Raw genomic sequence first — 21563 nt, forward strand, 5'->3', positions numbered from 1 at the left:
TAACTATCCTTTCTTCGGTTGATAACTCGACGCTTCCATAATAATTGGTAAAATAACAGGCCGTCGCTTAGTTTCCTTATAAAGGAATTTTCCGATCTTTTCTTTTAACTCTCCCTTTAAGTTACCCCAATCAAAATTATCTGAAGCGAGTTGGCTTTCTAGGACATCTAAGGTGATATCTGAGCAAGCTTCTACCAAATCAATCGATGCCTTCATAAAGACAAATCCTCGTGAGGTAATCTGTGGTCCCACCAAGACTTGCTTTAACCGCCGAGATATGGTTGCCACTACAACGAAAATACCATCCTCACTCAAAACTTGTCGATCATGTAAGACCACATTTCCAATATCTCCAACACCGCTTCCATCGACTAAGACGTCACCAGCTTCAACACTGCCAGAAATCGACATCTTATTCTTCTGATACTGAACAACATCTCCTATTGCTGGGATAATGATTTGATCCGAAGTCATTCCAACTTGTAAAGCTAAATCTGCATGAGCTTTGAGCATCCGATACTCTCCATTAATTGGGATCAAATACTTTGGCTGAATAAAATTCATAAGCAATTTAAGATCATTCGGGGTAGCATGTCCCGAAGTTTTGTAATGGTCGTTGACACTAAGCACCTTAGCGCCCGCTCGATAAATCATGTCCTTCGTTTTTGCCACATTTGTTTCCATTGATACTGAAGGCGTTGTCGCAATATAGACAGTATCCTTTTCCTTTAATTTTACACTACCATGTTTACCCGTTGCCATACTTTGAATAATATTCAAAGGTTCCCCAACAGACCCCGTTGCTAAAATAACAATTTGTTCATCTTTATAATTTTTAATTTTGTTAAATTGACCAATAATATTTTTGCTTGGAATCTGTATTTTATCTAATTTTAGGGCAACATCCACAATCTCATAAACATCCTTGGTTGGGAAAAAAATGGTTCTTTCAGATTTATAAGCAGCAGTCATAACCTGTTGAATCCGAGCAATATTAGAACCAATCGTTCCAACAATGACTCTCCCTTTTGCATTTCGAAATACTTCAGTAATCTCATCAGCAATCACTAAATCTGAAACATTCTCAATTGAAGACTCTGCCGCTGCAGAATCGCTTAACAAAGCGATCACATTTTCTTTACCCAAATCAGTGAGACGCGAAAAGTCTGTTTTATAAGGTTGACTAGCAGATGGGTCAAAACGGAAATCTCCTGTATAAACAATCGATCCTTCTTTAGTTTCCAATACAATACCGACAGAATCAGGAATCGTATGAGTGGTTGAAAAGAAAGACACGGTTACCTGATCAAACTCAATTTCTGTTTCTGCATCCACGGTAAAGAAGTTCTCCAAGCGATCCTCTAGGTGGTGTTTCCTAGCAGCAATACTCGCTAATTCCATGGTCAACTGTGTCCCAAAGACGGGTGCATCGATTTCGCCTAATAAAAAAGGAAGTGCTCCGACAGCATCGGCATGTCCATGGGATAAAAAGATCCCTACAACGCGATCCGCATTTTCTTTCAAATAAGAAAAATCGGGAATTACAAAATCAATCCCTAATAGATCATCCTCTGGATATAATAAACCACAATCCAATACAAAAATAGATTGATTGACTTCAACAACATACAGACTCTTCCCTTCTTCACGAACACCGCCTAAGGGAATAATTTTTATATTTGTCATTTTTCACCTCTATAATTTTTTATCAAAACTGTCTTGTGTTGATTAACACAGTAACCCTAGTATATCATAGATTAACCAATAATAAAAAGAAGAGGCTGTGATATTCCTATCATAGCCTCTTCCTTGCCAATTATTTTATTACAAAATAGCCTCTCAATGTCTTTTAGCCCATAACTTATGGAGAGTGAATCGAACTCTTAGAACATCCACTTACTCAACGAGCTATTCTGGCTTAGCCATCAAAGCCTTACGGGATAAGTCGATACGCCCTTTGTCATCAATCCCCATCACTTTAACCGTTACCTTATCACCAATATCAAAGATATCTTCTACCCGATCAATACGACGGTGATCAATCTGTGAAATATGTAAAAGACCGGACTTACCAGGCAATACTTCTACAAAGGCCCCATAGTTTTCAATTCTCAAAATGGTTCCTTCATAAGTTTTACCTACCTCGACTTCTTCAACTAATTGTTCAATCATTTCAATAGCCTTTTTAATCATGCTTAGATCACTTGAAGCAACACTAACTAGACCTTCTTCAGTAATATCAATCTTAACCCCTGTTTGATCAATAATTGAATTGATGGTTTCGCCGCCCTTACCAATGACTACTTTAATCTTATCCGGGTTAATCTGAATCATTTCAATCTTAGGTGCATATGGACTCAATTCTGGTCTAGGCTTATCGATGGTTGCCAGAATATTTTCAAGGATTTCCAAACGTGCTCTTTTCGCTTGTGATAATGCTTTTTCAAGGATCTCCGCGGTAATTCCTTGGATTTTAATATCCATTTGGAGCGCTGTAATTCCTTGGCTAGTTCCAGCCACTTTGAAATCCATATCACCTAAGTGATCTTCAAGTCCTTGAATATCTGTTAAAACAGTATATTTGTCATGATCCTCTTCATCCATAATCAACCCCATCGCAATACCTGCTACAGGAGCTTTAATTGGCACACCACCATCCATTAAAGCTAAGGTTCCAGCACAAATGGAAGCCTGCGATGAGGAACCATTGGACTCAAGCACCTCCGCTACTAAGCGAATAGTATAAGGGAAATCTGCTTCACTTGGTAGTACCTGTGCTAAAGCACGTTCTCCTAAGGCTCCGTGTCCTATCTCTCGACGTCCTGGAGAACCGACACGTCCTGTTTCTCCAACAGAAAAATTTGGAAAATTATAATGGTGCATGAAACGTTTCTCTTCTTCCAATCCAAGTCCATCAATAACTTGGTGTTCGCTCAAAGGAGCAAGCGTTAAAACTGAAAGTGCTTGGGTCTGTCCTCTCGTAAACAAACCGGATCCATGCGTCCGATTTAAAAGTCCAACTTCTGATTCTAATGGCCTGATTTCATCAATTTTGCGACCATCTGGTCTAACTTGTTCGTGAGTAATTAATCGGCGAACTTCTTTCTTCTCCAAATCATTCATCGCTGAACTAGCATCAGCTAATAGCAGTTCAATCTCCTCGTTATCTGCTAACTTTTCTTCAAAGTATTCCATAGCCTCTTCTTTTAATTGATTAACCGCTTCTTCACGAGCTTGTTTTTCAGGAACTTGAATTGCTTGGACCATTCTCGATTGGTATTGTTCTTGTACCTCTGATAAAATTGCAGCATCTTTTTGCCGAATATCAAATTCGAATTTTTCTTTACCAATGACTGCTTGCACTTCAATTTGGAATTGGCATAGCTCTTGGATTGCTTGATGACCAAAAAGCAAAGCTTCTAACATTGTCGATTCATCCAATTCTTTTGCTGATGACTCTACCATATTAATGGCTTCGGCGGTTCCAGCTACTGATAAATCCAGGTCGGATTTTTCCATCTGACTCGGTGTAGGATTTAAGATAAACTCACCATCAATCCGTCCCACTTGAACTCCAGCAATCGGGCCTAAAAAAGGAATATCTGATAACGTTAAAGCAAAGGATGACCCTAACATGGCAGCCATTTCCGGCGAACAATCTTGATCAACAGATAAAACTGTATTGGTTATTTGAATTTCATTACGCACTCCATCTGGAAATAAGGGACGAATAGGACGGTCAATCAAGCGGGATGTTAGAGTCGCATGATCAGATGGCCTACCTTCTCTTTTAAGAAATCCACCTGGAACTTTCCCAACAGCATACATTTTTTCAATATAATGTACGGTTAAAGGAAAGAAATCCATTCCAGATGTTTTTTTTGAAGCAACCGCTACGGATAAAACGGCCGTATCTCCATAACGAACCAAGACAGCTCCATTAGCTTGTTTAGCCATTTGTCCAACTTCAATAGTTAAAGGACGGCCCCCCCAAGTCGTTTGAAAAATTTGTTTATTTGACATAAATATACTCCTTTAAATAATGTACCTGTCTACTCGACCACTAAACAAACATCAACTCACTGTAACCAATCAGCTCATGTTTGGTTAGTAGTTGAGAGTAAATCAAGCTACTAGTAATATAACAAAACTCTTCCTGAAAAGCGAATTTGCTTAAATAATAAATCATATTTCTTCAACAAAAAAATGGTTGGGGCTCAACCCCAACCACCTTAACAATGACTAGCGACGTAGTCCTAAACGTTGAATTAATTCACGGTAACGTGTAACGTCTTTTTTACGTAAATAAGCAAGCAAGTTACGACGGTGACCGATCTTCTTCATCAGACCACGATATGAATGAAAGTCTTTCTTATGAATCTTAATATGGTCATTTAAAGTATTGATATCTTCAGTCAAGACAGCTACTTGAACTTCAACTGAACCTGTATCTCCTTCATGACGAGCATATTCCTTCATAATTTCATTTTTACGTTCTTTAGAAATTGCCATCATTTTCACCTCTTTCTATTTTGTCTGTGCCTCAAGCTAAGTATGGCGTTGGTGATTCGCCAAACTGAGCTTGGGTCAAAAGTTCATAGTCGGTATGTTACAGCAACTTAGAACCACTTCATTATGTTACTACAAGTGGCTTTCTGATGCAAGTATTAATTGTGCTTGATTCAGATCTTGAAGCAAAAAATAAGGCTGAAATTCTTCCGGAGCTTCTTCTTGTCTTAAAAGATGCAGTCCTAACTCTCCTTGTCGAAAGCGATTTGTATCCATGCAGAGATTAAATCGAAAATCTATGTGATGGTGGTCCCCTTCATTTTTTATAGGATTAGCTGGTATTGAATGATAATTCACATCCAATAAGAACACGGGTGCTTGAGACAGAGCTTTGAAGCCAGTCTCCTCTTCAAATTCACGTTTAGCAGTCTGAATAAGCTGTTCACCTTTTTCAACATGTCCAGCTGGTAACAACCGCCGATTTAAATAAGGGTGGTCTATAAAACAAGCAGCATTCTCTAGTAACACAAATGCTGATGCTGTTAAATGCAAGCTACTAGATCGGTCATCCAACTGGTCGTTAGCTGTTTTTAAAAGAAGACTTTCAATCTCCTTCAATTTTTTATTTGATAGCCAAGGATAGGTTTGAGTCTTCAATTGTTTGATATAAGCTAATGCTTCTTTTTTAAGCATCACTTAACAGCTCCATTCGTACACATTTAATTAAGTGAAAAGAACCCAGAATAATCAGTGGTTGTAGCTTTGCATCTAAGGCATAATTAACTGCTTCCAAAGGGTTTTTAAATTGCAAAGTCGAAACATTTTCCTTGTCAAAGATTACAGCTAAATCTTCTACCTCTAATGTCCTCCCTGGAAAATCTGGCTGAGTCAATATAAAATCAGCCTTTAACTCTTTTAAGAGCTTAACCATCGAATTAACGTCCTTATCTTTCAAAAAACCACAAATAATATAGATTTTTTGATCTTTAAATTCTTGTTTAAGGGTATCAATCGTGGCTTCCATTGCATCCATATTATGACAGGCATCTAAAATAATCAGTGGACTTTGACTTACTGTTTCATACCTTCCAGGCAAAGAAAGGTCTCGAAGAGCGTGATTAACCCGATTTTCATCGACGAGCAAGCCCTCCTCCTGTAACCAAGCTTGATACCATAGACAAGCTGTCGTAAGATTTTCTACCTGATAGTCTCCCTGGAGTCCTAAAGAAACCTGCAGGGTACAATCATCCGCTAAACGTAGGAGATACCGTCTATTTGGTTGAATCTCAGCTAGCGGCTTAGGCGAATAAACCCAATGACAAGCCAACTGTTCTGACTTCTCCCGAAGAATATCGATCGCTTCTTGCTTTTGATTTGGAGCAACAATGACCGTCTGGTTCGGTCGCATAATACCAGATTTAGTCCTGGTAATTTCAGATAAATTATGTCCTAGAATATTCAAATGATCCAAACCAATTTTAGTAAATACGGCATAATCGGAAGATGTAATGGCGTTGGTAGCATCTAATGCCCCTCCCATGCCACATTCAAAAACAACCCAATCACAAGCTAAATGAGCATAATAAAGTGTAGCAACTAAAAAGGATAACTCAAATTGTGATAGATCCACTTCTGGATTCAACCCTTCTAAGATGGCCGCTTGATATACTTGATCCAAAAGACGATTAAAGGCTGTCTTATCAATCATTTTCTGGTTAACTTGAATGGACTCACACTCACTAAATAAGTGAGGGCTTGTAAATAAACCTACTCGAAGATCGTACTCAGCCAGTATGCAAGCGATCATGTTTGCAGTCGATCCTTTTCCATTAGTTCCGGCGATATGAATAATTCGATAGGCTTGATCAGGATTACCCAATCTATTTAATAAACGCCTTAATAAAGCTAAACGATCTCCCTGACCATAAAGCATGGCTGGAGTTTTGTTTGAAAAATCACTTATCATTTTAGTTCACCTTTGGGAGGGATTGAAGAAACTCATTTCTAAGTTGTATATTTTCCTTAAATTCTCCAACATAATAACAAGTTCGAGTGATCGAATTCATTTTCTTAACCCCACGCATTTCAACGCACATGTGTCTTGCATCGACAATCACTGCGACTCCTCTGGCATTGGTTACTTCCATTAAAATATTCGCCACTTCTCGGGTAATATTCTCTTGTACATTCAATTTTTTTGAGACATAGTCAACCAATCTTGGAATTTTAGAAAGGCCAATAATTTTACCACCTTGCGGTAGATAGGCGACAGAAACCTGACCAAAGAAAGGAAGCATGTGATGTTCACACATCGAATAAAAAGGAATATTGTTAACTGAAACAAATTGGTCATCATCTTCCTGTTCAGTCGGGAACATCTTTCCTTCAGAAAACTCTGTCAAACGAGTTGAAGCGGTTGTTTCCGCCAGCGCTTTAGCAACACGCTTAGGTGTTTCAATTAATCCATCACGATCAGGATCTTCACCAATTTCAATTAAAATTTCCCGTACTAGTTCTTCCACTCGACTTAAATTCATTTCTTTCATTTTTACACTCTTTCTATTTTTTGCTGTCCCTGAACTTCGAGCAATTCAACGGCATCAAGAACGGCATCTTTTTGATAAAAATCATCTTGCATAATTTCCCTTAACGGAATTAGGACAAATAAACGGTTGAAAACCTGAGGGTGAGGCAATATTAATTTAGGATCATCTTGCTTTTTATGATCAAAAAATAAGATATCAATGTCTACCGTTCTTGGCCCCCAACGAATAATTCGTTCACGATGCAACTTGGCTTCGATCTCATGAATATAATCCAATAGACAATACGGCGATAAATTAGTTTCAATCAACAGTGCTTGATTTATAAAATCATCCTGAACAACTCCTCCAACTGGAGAAGTTTGATAATAAGAAGATGCGCGAATGATTTTAATAGCCTCATGCATTTGCAAATACATCTGTGCACTTTTTAATTGCTGAATACGGTCTCCCATATTCGACCCTAAACTCAGATAAACCTGATGCACCACTCCTAAGCCTCCAATTCAATTTCAGCACTATCCATAAAACCTTCGATAGGTAATTGTAGCTTACGAACATTTACCTTTACAGAATCAATTTTTTCGGGGCTCGAATCCTTGATTAGGCGTACAATATCAAAGGCGAGTGTTTCAATCAAATCTGCCCGTGTTTTTTGAATGTACGTTTCAATTATTTGATAAAAATGAGCATATGAAACTGTTTCATCTAACTGGTCAGCTTTCACTGAGTTCTTAATAGTCACACAAAGATCGATCGCTAACTTTTGACCTAATTTTTTTTCTTCTTCAAACACTCCGATATGAGAATAAAAAGACATATTATTTAATTTAATCTTAAACATTCATAACTCCTTACTTCTTCTTATAGGCCGAAAAATTAATATCATCCAATTGATCCGCTAAACGAATATTTGAGCCAATTAATCCAGCAACGACGTGTTCTTTAGCCACATGAACCCGCACAACTTCAATCCCCATATAAGATGCGACAGCAGTCAGTGCTGCGGACGCTTCATCTCTTAATGCAAAACCTTCTTCCTTACTTGGATCCGTATCAAAACCTGCTTCCGCTAACGTATTTTGAATAAATCGTTTTCTTGAAACACCCAAAAAACAAGTAAATCCCCAATCGTGAATACGCTGCGACTCACGAACAAGGTGATAGTTTTCCTTTTTAGTTAATCCAAAACCGATTCCTGGATCTAACATGAGTCGATTTAAAGAAATCCCTGCTGCTTGAGCTATTTCCAAGGTTTTGTCAAAATAAGCCTCCATTAAACTTAAATCATCCATTTGACTGAATGCTTGTAGTTCTTGATGAGTAAAGATGCCTTCTGCGCCAAAATGAGGAAAAATTTTGGCTGAAGGATGTTCTGGACGAACAATGACAGGATTAAACATGGCCACGCAGCCTACTTGGGACTGACTAATTACATTAGCCATTGCCGGATCACCTAATAAGCCAGTAATATCATTAATTATATCTGCCCCGGCTTCAATCGCTGCCTTAGCAACTTCTGCCTTCCAAGTATCCACTGAAATAATAACATCTGAATCTTGTCGTAATGCCCTAATAACAGGTACTACGCGGGCAATCTCTTCATCAATTTCAACATAGCTTGATCCCGGACGGGTCGATTCCCCACCAATATCTATCATTTTACAGCCTGCTTGAATCAAATACTTTGCCCTTTTAATGGCTTTATCTGTTTGAAACCATTGTCCTCCATCAGAAAATGAATCCGGAGTTACATTGACAATGCCGCAAATGATAGTAGCTTGCCCATGACAAATCTTTCGTTGGTTAAAATGAAAATCTCTTACTACTTGCTTTACTTCCATAATATGCTCCTTGAGAAAAATTATCAGAAAAAGAGCACCTTAGATTAACTAAGGTGCCCCCGCAAGGATTAACAGCGGAGGCAATGATCAACCGCGTGATAGCCACTTCGTCTACCGGCAACATCCCATCCGGAAGCACTTAACGTTAATCATTTACTCTGTTCTAATTCCACTCTATTGTAGTGGAATATATTTCTTTTTACAATGCTTATTATAAGAATTTTATTTCATCGAAAACTTAGCTTTTAGCTCCATAATGACATCCCGCATCAAGGCTGCTTGTTCAAAATTAAGCTCTTTGGCATAAGTTTTCATTTGAAGTGTCATCCGCTCCAACTCTTCCTGTCTTTGTAAACGAGATAGCTTTTTGAATTTAGCCAAAGTATTTTCTTCTTTTTCTTCATGACTAACATCCGTTGTAATACGGATTAAATCACGAATATCTTTTTTAATAGTTTTCGGCGTAATGCCGTGCTTTTTATTATAAGCTTCTTGAATCTCACGGCGACGCTTTGTCTCATCGATGGCATTTTTCATCGATTCTGTAATACAATCCGCATACATGATAACCGTTCCATCGGCATTACGCGCAGCTCGACCAATGGTTTGGACCAAAGCCCTCTCAGACCTTAAAAAGCCTTCCTTATCTGCATCTAAAATAGCCACCAAGGAAACTTCTGGAACATCGATACCTTCTCTCAAAAGATTGATCCCCACTAAAACATCGAACACTCCCAATCTAAGATCGCGAATAATCTCAGTTCGTTCGAGAGTTGCAATATCCGAATGAAGATACTTCACTTTAATATCAATTTCTTTGAGATATTCTGTTAAATCTTCCGACATCTTCTTAGTTAAAGTTGTAATAAATACCCGTTCATTCTTGTCGACTCTTCGATTAATTTCATGGACTAAATCATCAATTTGACCTTTAATCGGTCGAACTTCTACTATTGGATCCAGTAAACCAGTAGGTCGAATAATCTGCTGCGCCATTGGAAGAGTGGCTCTTTCCATCTCATAAGGACCTGGTGTCGCTGAAATATAAATAATTTGATGAACATGTTCTTCAAACTCATTTAACTTTAAAGGACGATTATCTAAAGCAGACGGTAGACGGAAACCAAAATCAATCAACTGCTGCTTACGTGCACGGTCTCCATTATACATACCACGAATTTGCGGCATCGTCATATGCGACTCATCAACCACAATTAAATAATCATCGGGAAAGAAATCAAGCAAGGTAAAGGGCGCTTGCCCCGGTTTTCTACCATCCATATGCCGAGAATAATTTTCGATTCCAGAACAATATCCCATTTCTAATAACATTTCAATGTCATAGTTTGTCCGTTGCTCTAAGCGTTGGGCTTCTAATAGCTTATTTTCTTTACGTAAAAATTCCAATTGCTCTTCCAATTCTTGACGGATTGTATCAACAGCCCGCAAAATTTGAGGTTGATCAGCGACGAAGTGAGTAGCGGGATATACTGGAAAATGGGCAACATCATTCTTTACTTCTCCTGTTAGAACATCCACTTCTCGAATACGATCAATTTCATCTCCAAAAAATTCAACCCGAATAACTTCCTTATCACGAGATGCTAAAAAGATTTCTAAAACATCCCCTCTTGCTCGAAAAGTTCCCCGTTGAAAATCTATATCATTACGTACAAATTGCATATCTACTAGGCGCTTCATTACTTCTTCACGAGAAATTTCCTGACCCTGTCGTAAGGATAACACATGATCTCGATAAACTTTAGGATCGACTAACCCGTAGATACACGAAACAGAAGCAACCACGATGACATCATTTCTTTCTAATAAAGCGGATGAAGCGGAATGTCGCAACTTATCAATTTCATCGTTGACTGAAGACTCCTTCTCAATATAAGTATCTGATGAAGGGACATAAGCTTCTGGTTGATAATAATCATAATACGATACAAAATATTCTACGGCATTTTCCGGAAAAAACTCTAACAATTCTGAATACAATTGTCCCGCTAAGGTTTTATTATGAGCCAAAACTAAAGTTGGTTTATTAACTTCTTGAATAACATTCGCAATTGTAAAGGTCTTACCAGTACCTGTTGCCCCCAGTAATATCTGTTCCTTAGTTCCCCTTTGTATACCTTGGGTCAGTTGCGCAATGGCTTCAGGCTGATCTCCAGCAGGTTTATAGGGGGCCTTAATTTTAAATTTATTATTTAACACCTTCTGTACGCCTCCTCATTGGCATCATCTCCCTAAATTTAATGAAGATGACTGACATTGTCAAATAAATCAATCTAATTACTCAAACCGATTTTTAGCCATAATGGTCACTATCAAACTAGTAACACCGATATATCTAGGTATTTGAGCCTAATTGTGCAATAAAAGATTGCATCTTTAATATGACTTCGGTATAATGTTTTCTGTTGACTAAGTTTTAGCTTAGACGATTCTATAGGAAAAGGGGTGACCATAAATGGCCAATACTAAATCAGCCTTAAAACGCGTACGTCAAACTGAAAGTGTGAATTCTCGCAAGCGTTCACAAACAGCAGCTCTTCGTACTGCCATTAAAAAAGTTCGCCAAGCAGTTGAAACTGGCGAAGGTGATAGCCAAGCTTTATTCAATGCAGCGGTTAAAGCCATTGATTCAGCAGTTAACAAAGGCTTAATCCATCACAACAAAGCATCACGTGATAAATCACGTTTAGCAAAATTAGTTAATTCAGCAAAATAAGCTTGAATCAACTCAATAAACAATCAAGGCCAAGGACGACTATCGTTGCTCCTTGGCCTTTTTAAGTATGCTCATTAAGAATGAGCTAACTGACTTAAAATAAGATAAAAAGACGTGTCCGCTTGCACTTTTCCAGTCTTAATAAAAAAATCTGCCTCAATTAAAGAACGGTAAAGTGATTCTAAATCCTGCCGATCCATTGACGTCGCATAATTCATAGCTAATTTAACTCGATAAGGATGTACATTTAAACTTTTTGCCATCTCACCCTGATTTTGACCCGCTGCAAAGAGAATTTGTACTTGTAAAATTAATCGAAATTGTGAAATAATTAAAGCCTGCAAAGCCAAAGGATCGTTCTTCATCAAAATCAAATCTTGATAGATTTGAATTGCATCCACAAAACGACGTCGAAGAATAGCGTCCGTTAATTCAAAAATATTTGACTCGAGACTCCGCGTTACCAAATTTTTAACAACTTCTAAATTAATCGTTTCATTATTTTGGGCATATTGTTCTAATTTTTTAATTTCCGCCATGGTCTGACTCAATTGAAAATTACTACGTGTCAATAATTCTTCAAAGGCTTCGTTTGTAACATTTAGTGAAGCTGTTTTAATATAGTCTTTTAAGTATCGTCTTAACTCTCTTTCTTCTAGAGCCAGAACCTCAATAAATTGACTATATTTTTGAATTTGTTGAGTCAATTTTCGTCGTTTATCTACTTTTTCATAAGGCATCAAAAACACCAGACAGGTCCCAGGGTTAGGATCTTTTAAATAAGCTTGAAGTCTTTTTTCTTCAGCGATTGTCAGCTTTTTCTGAGGATTGGTTGAAATAAAATCTGCCTCCTCCACCATAACTAACCTTAATTCAGCTAAAAAAGAAAAACTCTCAGCCTCATCTAAAACCTGATCCATTGTCACTTCACGATAGTCAAGGACAGATATATCTAAATCACTATAATATCTCTCAACATTTTTCATCAACGTTTCACGAAATTCCTGAATCAGGAAATATTCCTTACCTAATAAAGTATAAATTGCTTGAATATCATTTTGATTTATCGCTTGAATGGCTTCTTGATAACCCATATTTTTCTCCTAATCTTACCATTTCAACACTACAATTATTTACTATCCTATCCATTTTAGCTATAATAACAAACAAATTCAATCGAAAGGATACAGACTATGAAGCCTCTAATTGGTATCACTACTTCTATCACCTCGATTCATAATGATCCTCGTTATCAGCCGTTTGATGCTACCTATCTTCCTCACTACTTAGTGACCGCAGTCGAAAAAGCAGGAGGAATTCCAGTCGCTATACCTATACTGAATATTGATAATCTAGAAGAAATTACTCAACGACTAGACGGCCTAATTCTAAGTGGTGGTCATGACCTTGATCCAAGTTATTACCAAGAGGAACCTCATCCCAACTTAGGGCCGATATTTCCAGCCAGAGACCGACATGAAATGAATCTCATCCGACAGTTTTATCCCCTCAACAAACCAATATTAGGAATTTGCCGAGGAATGCAACTACTTAATATTGCCTTTGGTGGTAGCCTCTACCAAGATTTAAGTCAAAACCCCTCAATACAGATACAACATTGTCAAAGCAGTGAGATGGAATATTCCACCCATTCTATTAACATTGCAGAGGATTCATTCCTTAAATCCTTAATATCCGATGATAATCGAGTAAACTCTGTTCATCATCAAATTATCAAGCAACTGGCGCCTAGTTTGAAAGCAATCGCTTGGTCCCAGGATCAAGTGATTGAAGCACTAGAGGATCGGGATCATCCCTTTTTATTGGGTTTACAATGGCATCCTGAATATACATATAACTATTCGCCAGCTTCCCAAGCTATTTTTAATTGTTTTATTGAAGCTTGTCAAAAATAATCAATAAAAATCCCTAGACTTTTATCAGTTTAGGGATTTTGTTTATTATTATTCGTAAAAAAGTCGAATGACTCTTAAAATTAATGGTAATTTTTAACAATATAATCAACTAACAGCTTCATAGGATCAATGAATTCCACCGAGTAATCCGCTTGTCCTGTAGCTAATTCAATTTCAGTACAACCTGCAATAATAGCCTGTGCACCTTCATCAATGAGATGATGACCCGCTTCTTGCAATAATTGATTAGGGTATGTTCCCACGTGCCCATTTTTTATGCCTTCAGGGCCATAAATTGCCTCCATCACTTTCTCTTGATAATCTCTATTTGGGTAAATGACCTTTTTAGAAAGATGATGTGAAAAGAGATCTATCTTTCGTGTGCCATCAGTACACATGACTCCAACTTTTTCCATACTTGGATAGTTATCTTCGAGAAATCGGTTTAAAACTTGATAAGCATTTAAAATTTTTACTGAAGATTGTGCTTGAAGAGCGTCTATATAATAATGACATGTCATACATGGTATAGCGATCAAGTCACAGCCTGCTTTTTCTAAAAGTTGAACGGATTCCATTAAAGCATCCAAGGGACTAGGACCTTTATGAAGAATTGCCTCTGTACGGTCAGGAATTTGTGGGTGGCTATCTATAACTACCCTAAAATGGTCTTGGTCACAATGAATATCTGTCGTCTGCTGAATAATGTTTTGAAAGAAAGAAGCGGTTGCAGCTGGGCCCATGCCACCTAAAACCCCAATAACGGTTTGTCGTGCCATAGTTTCCTCCTTATTTTTTAAAACGATGAGCGATTAATTGGTAACAGTATGCAAATCCAGGCAATGGATCAGACCAAGACCAAATAGCTCCAACTTTTCGATTAAATAAGCTTTTAATCATAGTTGTCAAACTTAGTTGGCCAGTTCGGTAATAATCTCTCATCGCAACTAAATCTTCTTTTAAATATTGAAAATAAATATGACTATCATAATCAATGACTTTTTGTCCTATTTCATGCCCAGTTAACTCAAGGTAGGCTAAATAGGGCATGTTAATCCCGACCTTTTCAATCATCGCATTAAAATTGGTAGTCCGTGCATTAATCTCAATTAAGAAAAACTCACCCGTTTGAGCATCTTTCTTGAATTCAATTTCAGCAAAACCCTTAAATCCAATTGATTGAAGAAATGGAATTCCTAACTCTGCCAAACGAGGAACATATTCTTGGCGAATATAGGTCGATGCTCCAAAATTGATCGGAAACTGTCGTAATTTATGGCCAGTCATCCAATGAGTTACTTTAGAATTTTGGTCCAAATAAGCATCAAAGGTATACATATGGTCATCAAAACCTTGTATGAATCGCTGGACTACCATTTCATAACCTGCGTTTTGTGTCATTTGGATTTTTTGCATGAGTTCTTCATCTGAATGAATAATAAACAATTTTGTTCTAAAACGCGAAACAAAGCCCATCGAATCAACAGGTTTTAAAATAACTGGATAAGCTAAGTTAGCATGCAACTTAGCTAATAATTCAGGGTCTTGAGCAGACAAAGTGATCGGATAAGGCATCTGATGCCTTTCAGCTAATCGATATAATTGATCCTTATCAATCACTTTTTGCCATAAGCCTTGCTCAGTCATGGTGATTAAATAATAGTCTTTCAATAGATCCATGTAGCGATCAATATATAAAGCTAAGGTATCAGTTGTTGGGAAAAGAACTGGTTTTTCACTTTGCTGTTTCCCATAATCTATTAAAAATTCGAGCATCGCTTCAGGATCTTTATTATAATCTGGTCCGATTAATTTTTCTTGTACGTAACGCGAATGCATCGCAAAAGCTCGACTTTCATCGTAGTCATAGAGAGTAACTGATACCCCTTTTTTACCTAAACACCGTACGATACTCAAACCAATATAATAATTTCCTCCTAAAACTAAGGCCTTATGATTAGCCATCCCCTTACCTCCTTTAATCTGTAGCTCTTATATTTCCTGAATGCATGGGTAAGTTTGCTCAAAGAATCGTTGATACCAAACTAAAAATGCATAACAAACATACAATTTATGTCCATGGTCTGCTTTTCCTTCTTGATGTTCTTTTAATAAGTTCAATAGCGTGCCCACCTCAAAAAATTCCTGGGCTGTTTCCGAGGTGAAACGTTCTTCCATCGCATGATACCAATTACTTTCCTGCATCCATTTTCTAACGGGTGTGGGGAATCCTAATTTGGGTCGTTTAGCCCACTCCTCTGGTAAAACATCCTGGGCTACTTGACGCAAAGCGACCTTGGTTGTCTCATAATTAACCCGCTCCGAATTCTTTAAAGTGCGCGCTAAATGATACATTTCCTTATCTAAAAATGGCGTCCTTAATTCTAACGAATGAGCCATCGACATTTTATCTGCTTTTTGAAGAATATCATGTGGATTCCAAACTCTTAAGTCTAAGGATTGCATTTGATTTAGATCACTTTGACCTCTAAACTCTTCATAATAATCCGATAATAAGTCATAAGGTGTTTCTTCTTTTCGATAACTTGCTTGTAGAACCTCATTAACATCATTTTCTTCAAAGACTTTTGATTGTCCCATAAATTTATGAGAAACATCCATCAAACTGCGTTTAGCCATCTGGCCGATTCGTCCGATTTGACCTTTCTTGTCAGCATATGGTACTAAACCTTTACGAAGAGATTTTGGAAGATGCCGCATTACTTTTTCTTCCATTTTTGAAGGTTTATACCATGTATACCCTGCGAAAAGTTCATCGGCTCCTTCTCCTGATAAGACGACTCGAACATCTTGAGCTGCTAATTTATTTAGAAACCATAATGGAATACAAGAATAATTCGCATCTGGTTCATCCAAATGGTAAAGAATTTCAGGCAATGCTTCAAGTGCTTCATGACTTGACACATAATATGAGGCGTTCTCAATTGATAAATGTTCTGATAATTGTGCTGAAAAGGCTGTTTCATCAAATTGAGGATCTCTCAATTTAGAATTATCAGGATTTTCAAAGCCAACGGAGTAGGTTTTCACAGGATTACATAGACTCGTAATTAGACTGGAATCAACTCCACCAGAAAGAAAACTCCCAACTGGCACATCAGCAATTTTATGATAATCAATCGATTCAATGAGCGCATCTTTAATAGCCGTTTTGGTCTCCTCTTCACTTCTTGATTGATCTTCATATTCATCTCTAAAGTCGACTTCAGCAAAACAGAATTGCTCAACCAATTCACCATCTTTGAACTTCAGATATGATCCTTGAAGCATATGATATACCCCTTTAAAGAATGTTTCATTCATTGGATTATATTGAAACATAAGATATGGACGCAATGCATCTTGATTTAGGCTTTCAATAAATAAAGGATAGTCTAAAAAGGATTTTATCTCTGAAGCAAACAATATAGAGTGATCCTGGGTGTTTTTTGTATAGTATAAAGGTTTTATACCAAATTGATCTCTTGCTAATGATAATGTTCTCTCTTGACGGTCCCAAATAGCAATAGCAAACATGCCCCTTAAACGAGAAAAAACTTGAGATCCCCATTCTTCAAAACCACGAATGATAACTTCTGAATCGGTTGTCGAGATGAATTCATACCCTTTTGCTAGCAAGTCTTCTTTAATATCATGATAATTATAAATTTCACCATTAAAGACCATAACATAGCGCTCGTCTTGTGAATAAAAGGGCTGATTCCCTGCTTGCGAAAGATCGATAATTGCTAAACGGCGAAAGCCTAATTGACAATAGTCATCTCTAAAATAACCCGCTGAATCAGGTCCACGGTGTTGAATCCGGTCCAACATATTCTCTAGTACTTCTGATTCCAATTCCAATTTTGTTTGATTAACAATTCCACAAAAACCACACATCAATAAAAACTCCTTCCAGTATAAACAGCACTCATCATTTAGCAATACAATCTAAAAATGATCCTCTTTAGCAAAAAGATAGGAACGATGATGATAACGCATCGACAAAATTAAACCTACACCGATCATATTTGAAATAATCGCTGAACCCCCTTGAGAAATAAAAGGCAGCGGAACCCCTGTAATCGGTAATAGTCCAATCGTCATTCCCACATTTTCTAGAACGTGAAACAAAATCATTGAAATAACGCCTGAAGCAATATAGGTATAATATTCATTTTGCGTTTCAAAACAAGTTTGAACCATTTGGTAAATCAAGATAAAATACATCACCAAAATAAAAGAAGATCCTACAAATCCAAAGTTTTCACCGATCGTTGTAAAGATAAAGTCTGATTCCCTAACAGGCACCGGAACATTAGATACTCCAAATCCTTTACCACTTAACTGTCCTGAACCTATTGATAAAAGGGACTGAACTAACTGATACCCTTCACCTGAAGTGTCTTGAAAAGGTCTAATCCATGTTGTAATCCGACTTAGTTGATACGGCTTAAAGCCTAACTTAAATAATAGCTCAGGGAAGAAAACCGCAAGAGCAATTAATCCTCCTCCTAATATACTAGCCATTAAAAAGCTAGGAACAAGAATTTTCCAAGAAATTCCTGATAACAAAATCATCCCCGCTAAAATTGATAACATAACCAAGTTGGTTCCCAAGTCGTTTTGCAATTGAACTAAAATCAATACTGGCGCTGTAGCTAATAAGAGCTTTCCTATTAATTGAAAGTCTGATCGAATTGTTCGTTGAGAAAACAGACTATTATGATTAGTAATAATTTTTGCAAGAAAAATTATTAAAGCTGGCTTCATCACTTCGGAGGGCTGGAATGAGAAAGGTCCTACCGAAAACCAAGACTTAGCCCCTGTCTCAGCCGCAGTTGATCGATCGTGAAAGAAGAATACCAGTACTAACAATATAAGCCCTAAAGCATACAAATAGTTCGATAATTTCCAGTATTGTTCACTGTCAAATTGCATCACTGCAATCACAACTAAGGCCCCCACAGAATACCATAGTGCTTGCTGCAAAGTGGGACCTAATCCTTGATTTTGAATAATCGCTGTTGTCGCATAAACAACAACTAACCCAATTAAACAAATTATTAAGACGGTTAATATAATCCCATAATCAATCCGATTATCATGATAATTAGCTAGACGTTTTTTCAGATTCATAGCGCCTCTCCTTTAGCGTTAAAATTCTTTCTTACTGCAGGGCTTTAATTTTCCGGTTAAGTAGGGCCGGTACTGCCATTGAGGATCAAAGTCTATCGAATGAACTTGAAGATTCTTTTGTTGCTTCACTCGATACAACAATTCATCCGACGAGATATGTTTGAAATCAAATACTAATACATTCACATAGGCTCCTGCAAGTAATACAATCCCATTAAAATAGAGCCACATCAAAATAACAATCCCTACACCTAAAGCAGTATTAGACGATGCAGAAGGATTAAAGTGATTGATATATATATCGAACAGTCGGCTAATTAAAGTAAAACCTATCATCGCCAGAACAGCTCCTGGGATTGAATCGACCCATCGACGATGATTATTCGGTAAATAAGTATATAACAAAACTAAACAAATAAACAAGACTAAGCTTGCTAAAAACCATCCTTGTTGAATAAGCGTTATGACTATATTCAAATTGATTAAAAGATACTGATTCAATTGTGTAATTAAATATTCACCAAACATAAAAATGAAGGAAGTAATTAAGGCGACCATCACAATTAACCAGGTAAATAGATAGGCAAATAAACGTTGAAACATAAAGTTCTTAGATCTTTCAATCTTGTAAATTCGATGAAATACTCTCTGTAAAGTATTAAAAACTTGAGATGCTGGCCATAAAGAAAAGACCAACCCTAAAGAAAATGCCCCCGTTGAAGTATGATTCAAGTAGGATACCACAATAGGTATCACAACTTGTGCCACTTCACTTGGTAATATATTCTTAAGTGTCAATGCCACTTCTTGAGGATTGGTTGGTAGTAATGCCAGAACATTGGTAAATACCAAAAGTAACGGAATGACGGCTAATAGAATATAAAAAGTAAGTTCAGCAGCATAAGAAGTCAAATGACCTTGTCCAGAATTTAAGCGAAGTAAATATATGAATTTCTTCAATGGATCCATCTTTGTTTTTTGGCGCATCAATTAAGACTCTCCTTTAATCATTAACTCCTTAAGATTAACACAGTCATGAATAAAATGCACTGGATTCTCCTTATTCATAAATATTTCTTCCTTTTTTAGACAAGCTATCTGAAAAGCACTATAATAATATATGAAAAAATAAATAGGAGGTTTAACATGTCAAAAGGTGTCACTTTTTATTTTATGCGCCATGCTGAAACCTTTTTCAATCGAGAAAACCGAGTCCAAGGCTGGTCCAACGCTGAATTAACACCCCAAGGAATTGAAGATGCACTTGCCTCAGGTCGAGGTTTTGCTGACCTGCATTTTGATGCCGTTTATACAAGCGACTCCAAAAGAGCAATTGAAACAGCTGAATACTTTCTTTCTGTCAACCACTACCGTGATGACTATCAAATGAAACCCATGCAAGAACTACGAGAAGTCAATTTTGGTTCCTATGAAGGGCTGCCTTCCAGTAAATTATTTAACGATCTCAATGAAGCGTTCCATCAAGACAACCCATCTAAGGAGTCCTTTGTACTGCCATATGATAGTCCACAAATCTTACGAATGATAAAACATCTCGATCCCAGTCATACCGCTGAAAACTATGTTGAATTTTGGCGTCGAGTTGAGTCAGGCTTATTAATTCTACTTAACAAACATGCTGGTACCAACCAAAATATCTTAGTGGTGAGTCACGGATGGACTATTCGAAATCTTATTCATGGTTTGGTAGCTGACTATGAAGTCGGAGAACCTTTAAAAAATGCATCCATTTCAATCGTCGAATATATTGACGGTCAATTTCGATTAAAAGCAATAAACCAAGTCAACCATTTCGTTCATACACTTTAATAAATAATAAATGATTAAATAAAGGAGAATAACAATGAAAATAGTTTTAGCAGAACCTTTATCAATTGCCCCAGAGTATCTAGATCAACTAATTCAGCCTTATTTGGATCTAGGGCACGAATTTATCTCTTATGATACAGTTAGTGATAATGATTCAGAATTGATTAGAAGAACCCATGACGCAGATATTGTTTTGCTTGCCAACCATCCTTTTAGTGAAGAAGTTGTTGATGCCTTAGACAACTGTCAATATCTAAATATTGCGTTTACTGGTGTGGATCATGTCGCTGTTCAATCTGCCAAAAAGAAAAATATTCTACTATCAAACGCTTCTGGCTATTCTAATACTGCAGTCAGCGAATTAGTCTTAGGTTTAACACTTGATCTCTATCGAGACATCTCAAAGCAAAATCAAATGATTCGCCAAGGGCATACCTTTTCTGGGCCTATCATGGGACAAGAAATCAAGGGGAAAACAGTCGCTATCTTAGGAACTGGAAAGATCGGTAGTCAAACAGCTGAACTATTCCATGCACTTGGAGCTAAACTTATCGCCTATGATCAATCGGAAAACGAAACTCTAAAACAAGCCCTCCCCATTCAATACTTATCACTAGATAATGTGTTAAGCCAAGCAGATATTGTGACATTACACCTTCCATTAACGGATGACACTCACCATCTGATTGATCAGCGAGCATTGCAACAGATGAAATCATCTGCCGTATTAATAAACGCAGCTAGAGGTCCAATAATCGACCAAACGGCTCTTTGCCAAGCACTAGATCAAGGCCAAATTGCTGGTGCAGCTATTGATGTCTTTGATCAAGAACCCCCTCTCAATAATGATCACCCTTATTTTAAACCTGCAAACTTACTACTCACCCCTCATATCGGCTACCTAACCCAAGAAGCAATGAATAAACGTGCCCAAATTGTCTTCAATAATTTGAAATCCTTCTTAGATGGCGAACCACAAAATCTCGTTTAATTAAAAAGGACCTTGTCAATATGCTAATGCAATTGGCAAGGTCCTATTAATTTT

General features: G+C 37.3%; 18 protein-coding genes, 1 pseudogene and 1 riboswitch. Of the genes and pseudogenes, 4 read left to right on the top strand and 15 right to left on the bottom strand.

Annotated features, from left to right (window positions below; translation table 11 throughout):
• Positions 1 to 3: 3 nt before the first annotated feature.
• The 9 genes and pseudogenes from HMPREF2758_RS00460 to uvrB all read right to left on the bottom strand — a co-directional run bounded on the left by HMPREF2758_RS00460 (position 4) and on the right by uvrB (position 11116).
• Positions 4 to 1686 (bottom strand): ribonuclease J, encoded by a 1683-nt coding sequence (locus HMPREF2758_RS00460; protein WP_070608488.1) that lies wholly within the window; start codon positions 1684 to 1686, stop codon positions 4 to 6.
• Positions 1687 to 1908: 222 nt separating this feature from the next.
• Positions 1909 to 4023: a polyribonucleotide nucleotidyltransferase gene (gene pnp / locus HMPREF2758_RS00465; RefSeq protein ID WP_016647672.1), complete on the bottom strand. Its 2115-nt coding sequence runs from the start codon at positions 4021 to 4023 to the stop codon at positions 1909 to 1911.
• Between the two features lie 219 nt (positions 4024 to 4242).
• Positions 4243 to 4512, bottom strand: coding sequence for a 30S ribosomal protein S15 (rpsO, locus tag HMPREF2758_RS00470; RefSeq protein WP_006907457.1), 270 nt, complete (start codon positions 4510 to 4512; stop codon positions 4243 to 4245).
• Between the two features lie 129 nt (positions 4513 to 4641).
• Complete coding sequence (locus tag HMPREF2758_RS00475; RefSeq protein ID WP_016647671.1) at positions 4642 to 5202, bottom strand: NUDIX hydrolase; 561 nt, start codon at positions 5200 to 5202, stop codon at positions 4642 to 4644.
• Positions 5195 to 6475 (bottom strand): bifunctional folylpolyglutamate synthase/dihydrofolate synthase, encoded by a 1281-nt coding sequence (locus HMPREF2758_RS00480; RefSeq protein ID WP_070608489.1) that lies wholly within the window; start codon positions 6473 to 6475, stop codon positions 5195 to 5197. The genes HMPREF2758_RS00475 and HMPREF2758_RS00480 overlap by 8 nt, the downstream gene beginning before the upstream one ends.
• Position 6476: 1 nt before the next feature.
• Positions 6477 to 7540, bottom strand: a pseudogene (folE, locus tag HMPREF2758_RS09100) (GTP cyclohydrolase I FolE).
• 5 nt (positions 7541 to 7545) lie between these two features.
• Positions 7546 to 7896, bottom strand: coding sequence for a dihydroneopterin aldolase (folB, locus tag HMPREF2758_RS00495; RefSeq protein ID WP_070608491.1), 351 nt, complete (start codon positions 7894 to 7896; stop codon positions 7546 to 7548).
• Between the two features lie 10 nt (positions 7897 to 7906).
• Positions 7907 to 8896: a dihydropteroate synthase gene (folP, locus tag HMPREF2758_RS00500; protein WP_070608493.1), complete on the bottom strand. Its 990-nt coding sequence runs from the start codon at positions 8894 to 8896 to the stop codon at positions 7907 to 7909.
• Positions 8897 to 8966: 70 nt separating this feature from the next.
• Positions 8967 to 9059: riboswitch (THF riboswitch) on the bottom strand.
• Positions 9060 to 9118: 59 nt separating this feature from the next.
• Positions 9119 to 11116: an excinuclease ABC subunit UvrB gene (uvrB, locus tag HMPREF2758_RS00505; protein ID WP_070608495.1), complete on the bottom strand. Its 1998-nt coding sequence runs from the start codon at positions 11114 to 11116 to the stop codon at positions 9119 to 9121.
• 256 nt (positions 11117 to 11372) lie between these two features.
• On the opposite strand from uvrB, the gene rpsT reads away from it, so the two are divergent.
• A complete protein-coding gene (gene rpsT, locus HMPREF2758_RS00510) occupies positions 11373 to 11633 on the top strand; it encodes a 30S ribosomal protein S20 (RefSeq protein WP_006907449.1) in 261 nt (86 codons plus the stop codon).
• A gap of 74 nt (positions 11634 to 11707) precedes the next feature.
• On the opposite strand, the gene holA is transcribed toward rpsT, so the two are convergent.
• Positions 11708 to 12727, bottom strand: a complete 1020-nt coding sequence (gene holA, locus HMPREF2758_RS00515) for a DNA polymerase III subunit delta (RefSeq protein WP_016647664.1) — start codon at positions 12725 to 12727, stop codon at positions 11708 to 11710.
• Between the two features lie 99 nt (positions 12728 to 12826).
• On the opposite strand from holA, the gene HMPREF2758_RS00520 reads away from it, so the two are divergent.
• Positions 12827 to 13549 carry a gamma-glutamyl-gamma-aminobutyrate hydrolase family protein gene (locus HMPREF2758_RS00520; protein WP_016647663.1) on the top strand — a complete coding sequence of 241 codons (723 nt, stop codon included), beginning with the start codon at positions 12827 to 12829 and terminating at the stop codon, positions 13547 to 13549.
• Positions 13550 to 13629: 80 nt separating this feature from the next.
• On the opposite strand, the gene HMPREF2758_RS00525 is transcribed toward HMPREF2758_RS00520, so the two are convergent.
• From HMPREF2758_RS00525 to HMPREF2758_RS00545, 5 genes are read right to left on the bottom strand one after another with little or no spacing between them, the layout of a single operon-like run.
• On the bottom strand, positions 13630 to 14328 hold the full coding sequence (locus tag HMPREF2758_RS00525) for a cysteate racemase (RefSeq protein WP_016647662.1): 699 nt from the start codon (positions 14326 to 14328) through the stop codon (positions 13630 to 13632).
• Between the two features lie 10 nt (positions 14329 to 14338).
• On the bottom strand, positions 14339 to 15514 hold the full coding sequence (locus HMPREF2758_RS00530; protein ID WP_016647661.1) for a carboxylate--amine ligase: 1176 nt from the start codon (positions 15512 to 15514) through the stop codon (positions 14339 to 14341).
• 27 nt (positions 15515 to 15541) lie between these two features.
• The gene (gene asnB / locus HMPREF2758_RS00535; protein WP_070608497.1) at positions 15542 to 17449 is read right to left on the bottom strand and encodes an asparagine synthase (glutamine-hydrolyzing); all 1908 of its coding nucleotides are present in this window, start codon (positions 17447 to 17449) and stop codon (positions 15542 to 15544) included.
• Between the two features lie 51 nt (positions 17450 to 17500).
• Entirely contained in the window at positions 17501 to 18688 is a 1188-nt protein-coding gene (locus tag HMPREF2758_RS00540; RefSeq protein ID WP_016647659.1) for an FtsW/RodA/SpoVE family cell cycle protein, read from the bottom strand.
• Between the two features lie 18 nt (positions 18689 to 18706).
• Positions 18707 to 19675 carry a YihY/virulence factor BrkB family protein gene (locus HMPREF2758_RS00545; protein WP_016647658.1) on the bottom strand — a complete coding sequence of 323 codons (969 nt, stop codon included), beginning with the start codon at positions 19673 to 19675 and terminating at the stop codon, positions 18707 to 18709.
• 159 nt (positions 19676 to 19834) lie between these two features.
• Between HMPREF2758_RS00545 and HMPREF2758_RS00550 the strand changes: the two genes are divergently transcribed.
• A complete protein-coding gene (locus tag HMPREF2758_RS00550; protein WP_016647657.1) occupies positions 19835 to 20518 on the top strand; it encodes a histidine phosphatase family protein in 684 nt (227 codons plus the stop codon).
• Positions 20519 to 20552: 34 nt separating this feature from the next.
• Complete coding sequence (locus HMPREF2758_RS00555) at positions 20553 to 21509, top strand: NAD(P)-dependent oxidoreductase (RefSeq protein ID WP_016647656.1); 957 nt, start codon at positions 20553 to 20555, stop codon at positions 21507 to 21509.
• The last annotated feature ends 54 nt before the right edge of the window (positions 21510 to 21563 follow it).

Source organism: Facklamia sp. HMSC062C11, assembly GCF_001810675.1.
GTDB lineage: Bacteria > Bacillota > Bacilli > Lactobacillales > Aerococcaceae > Facklamia > Facklamia hominis.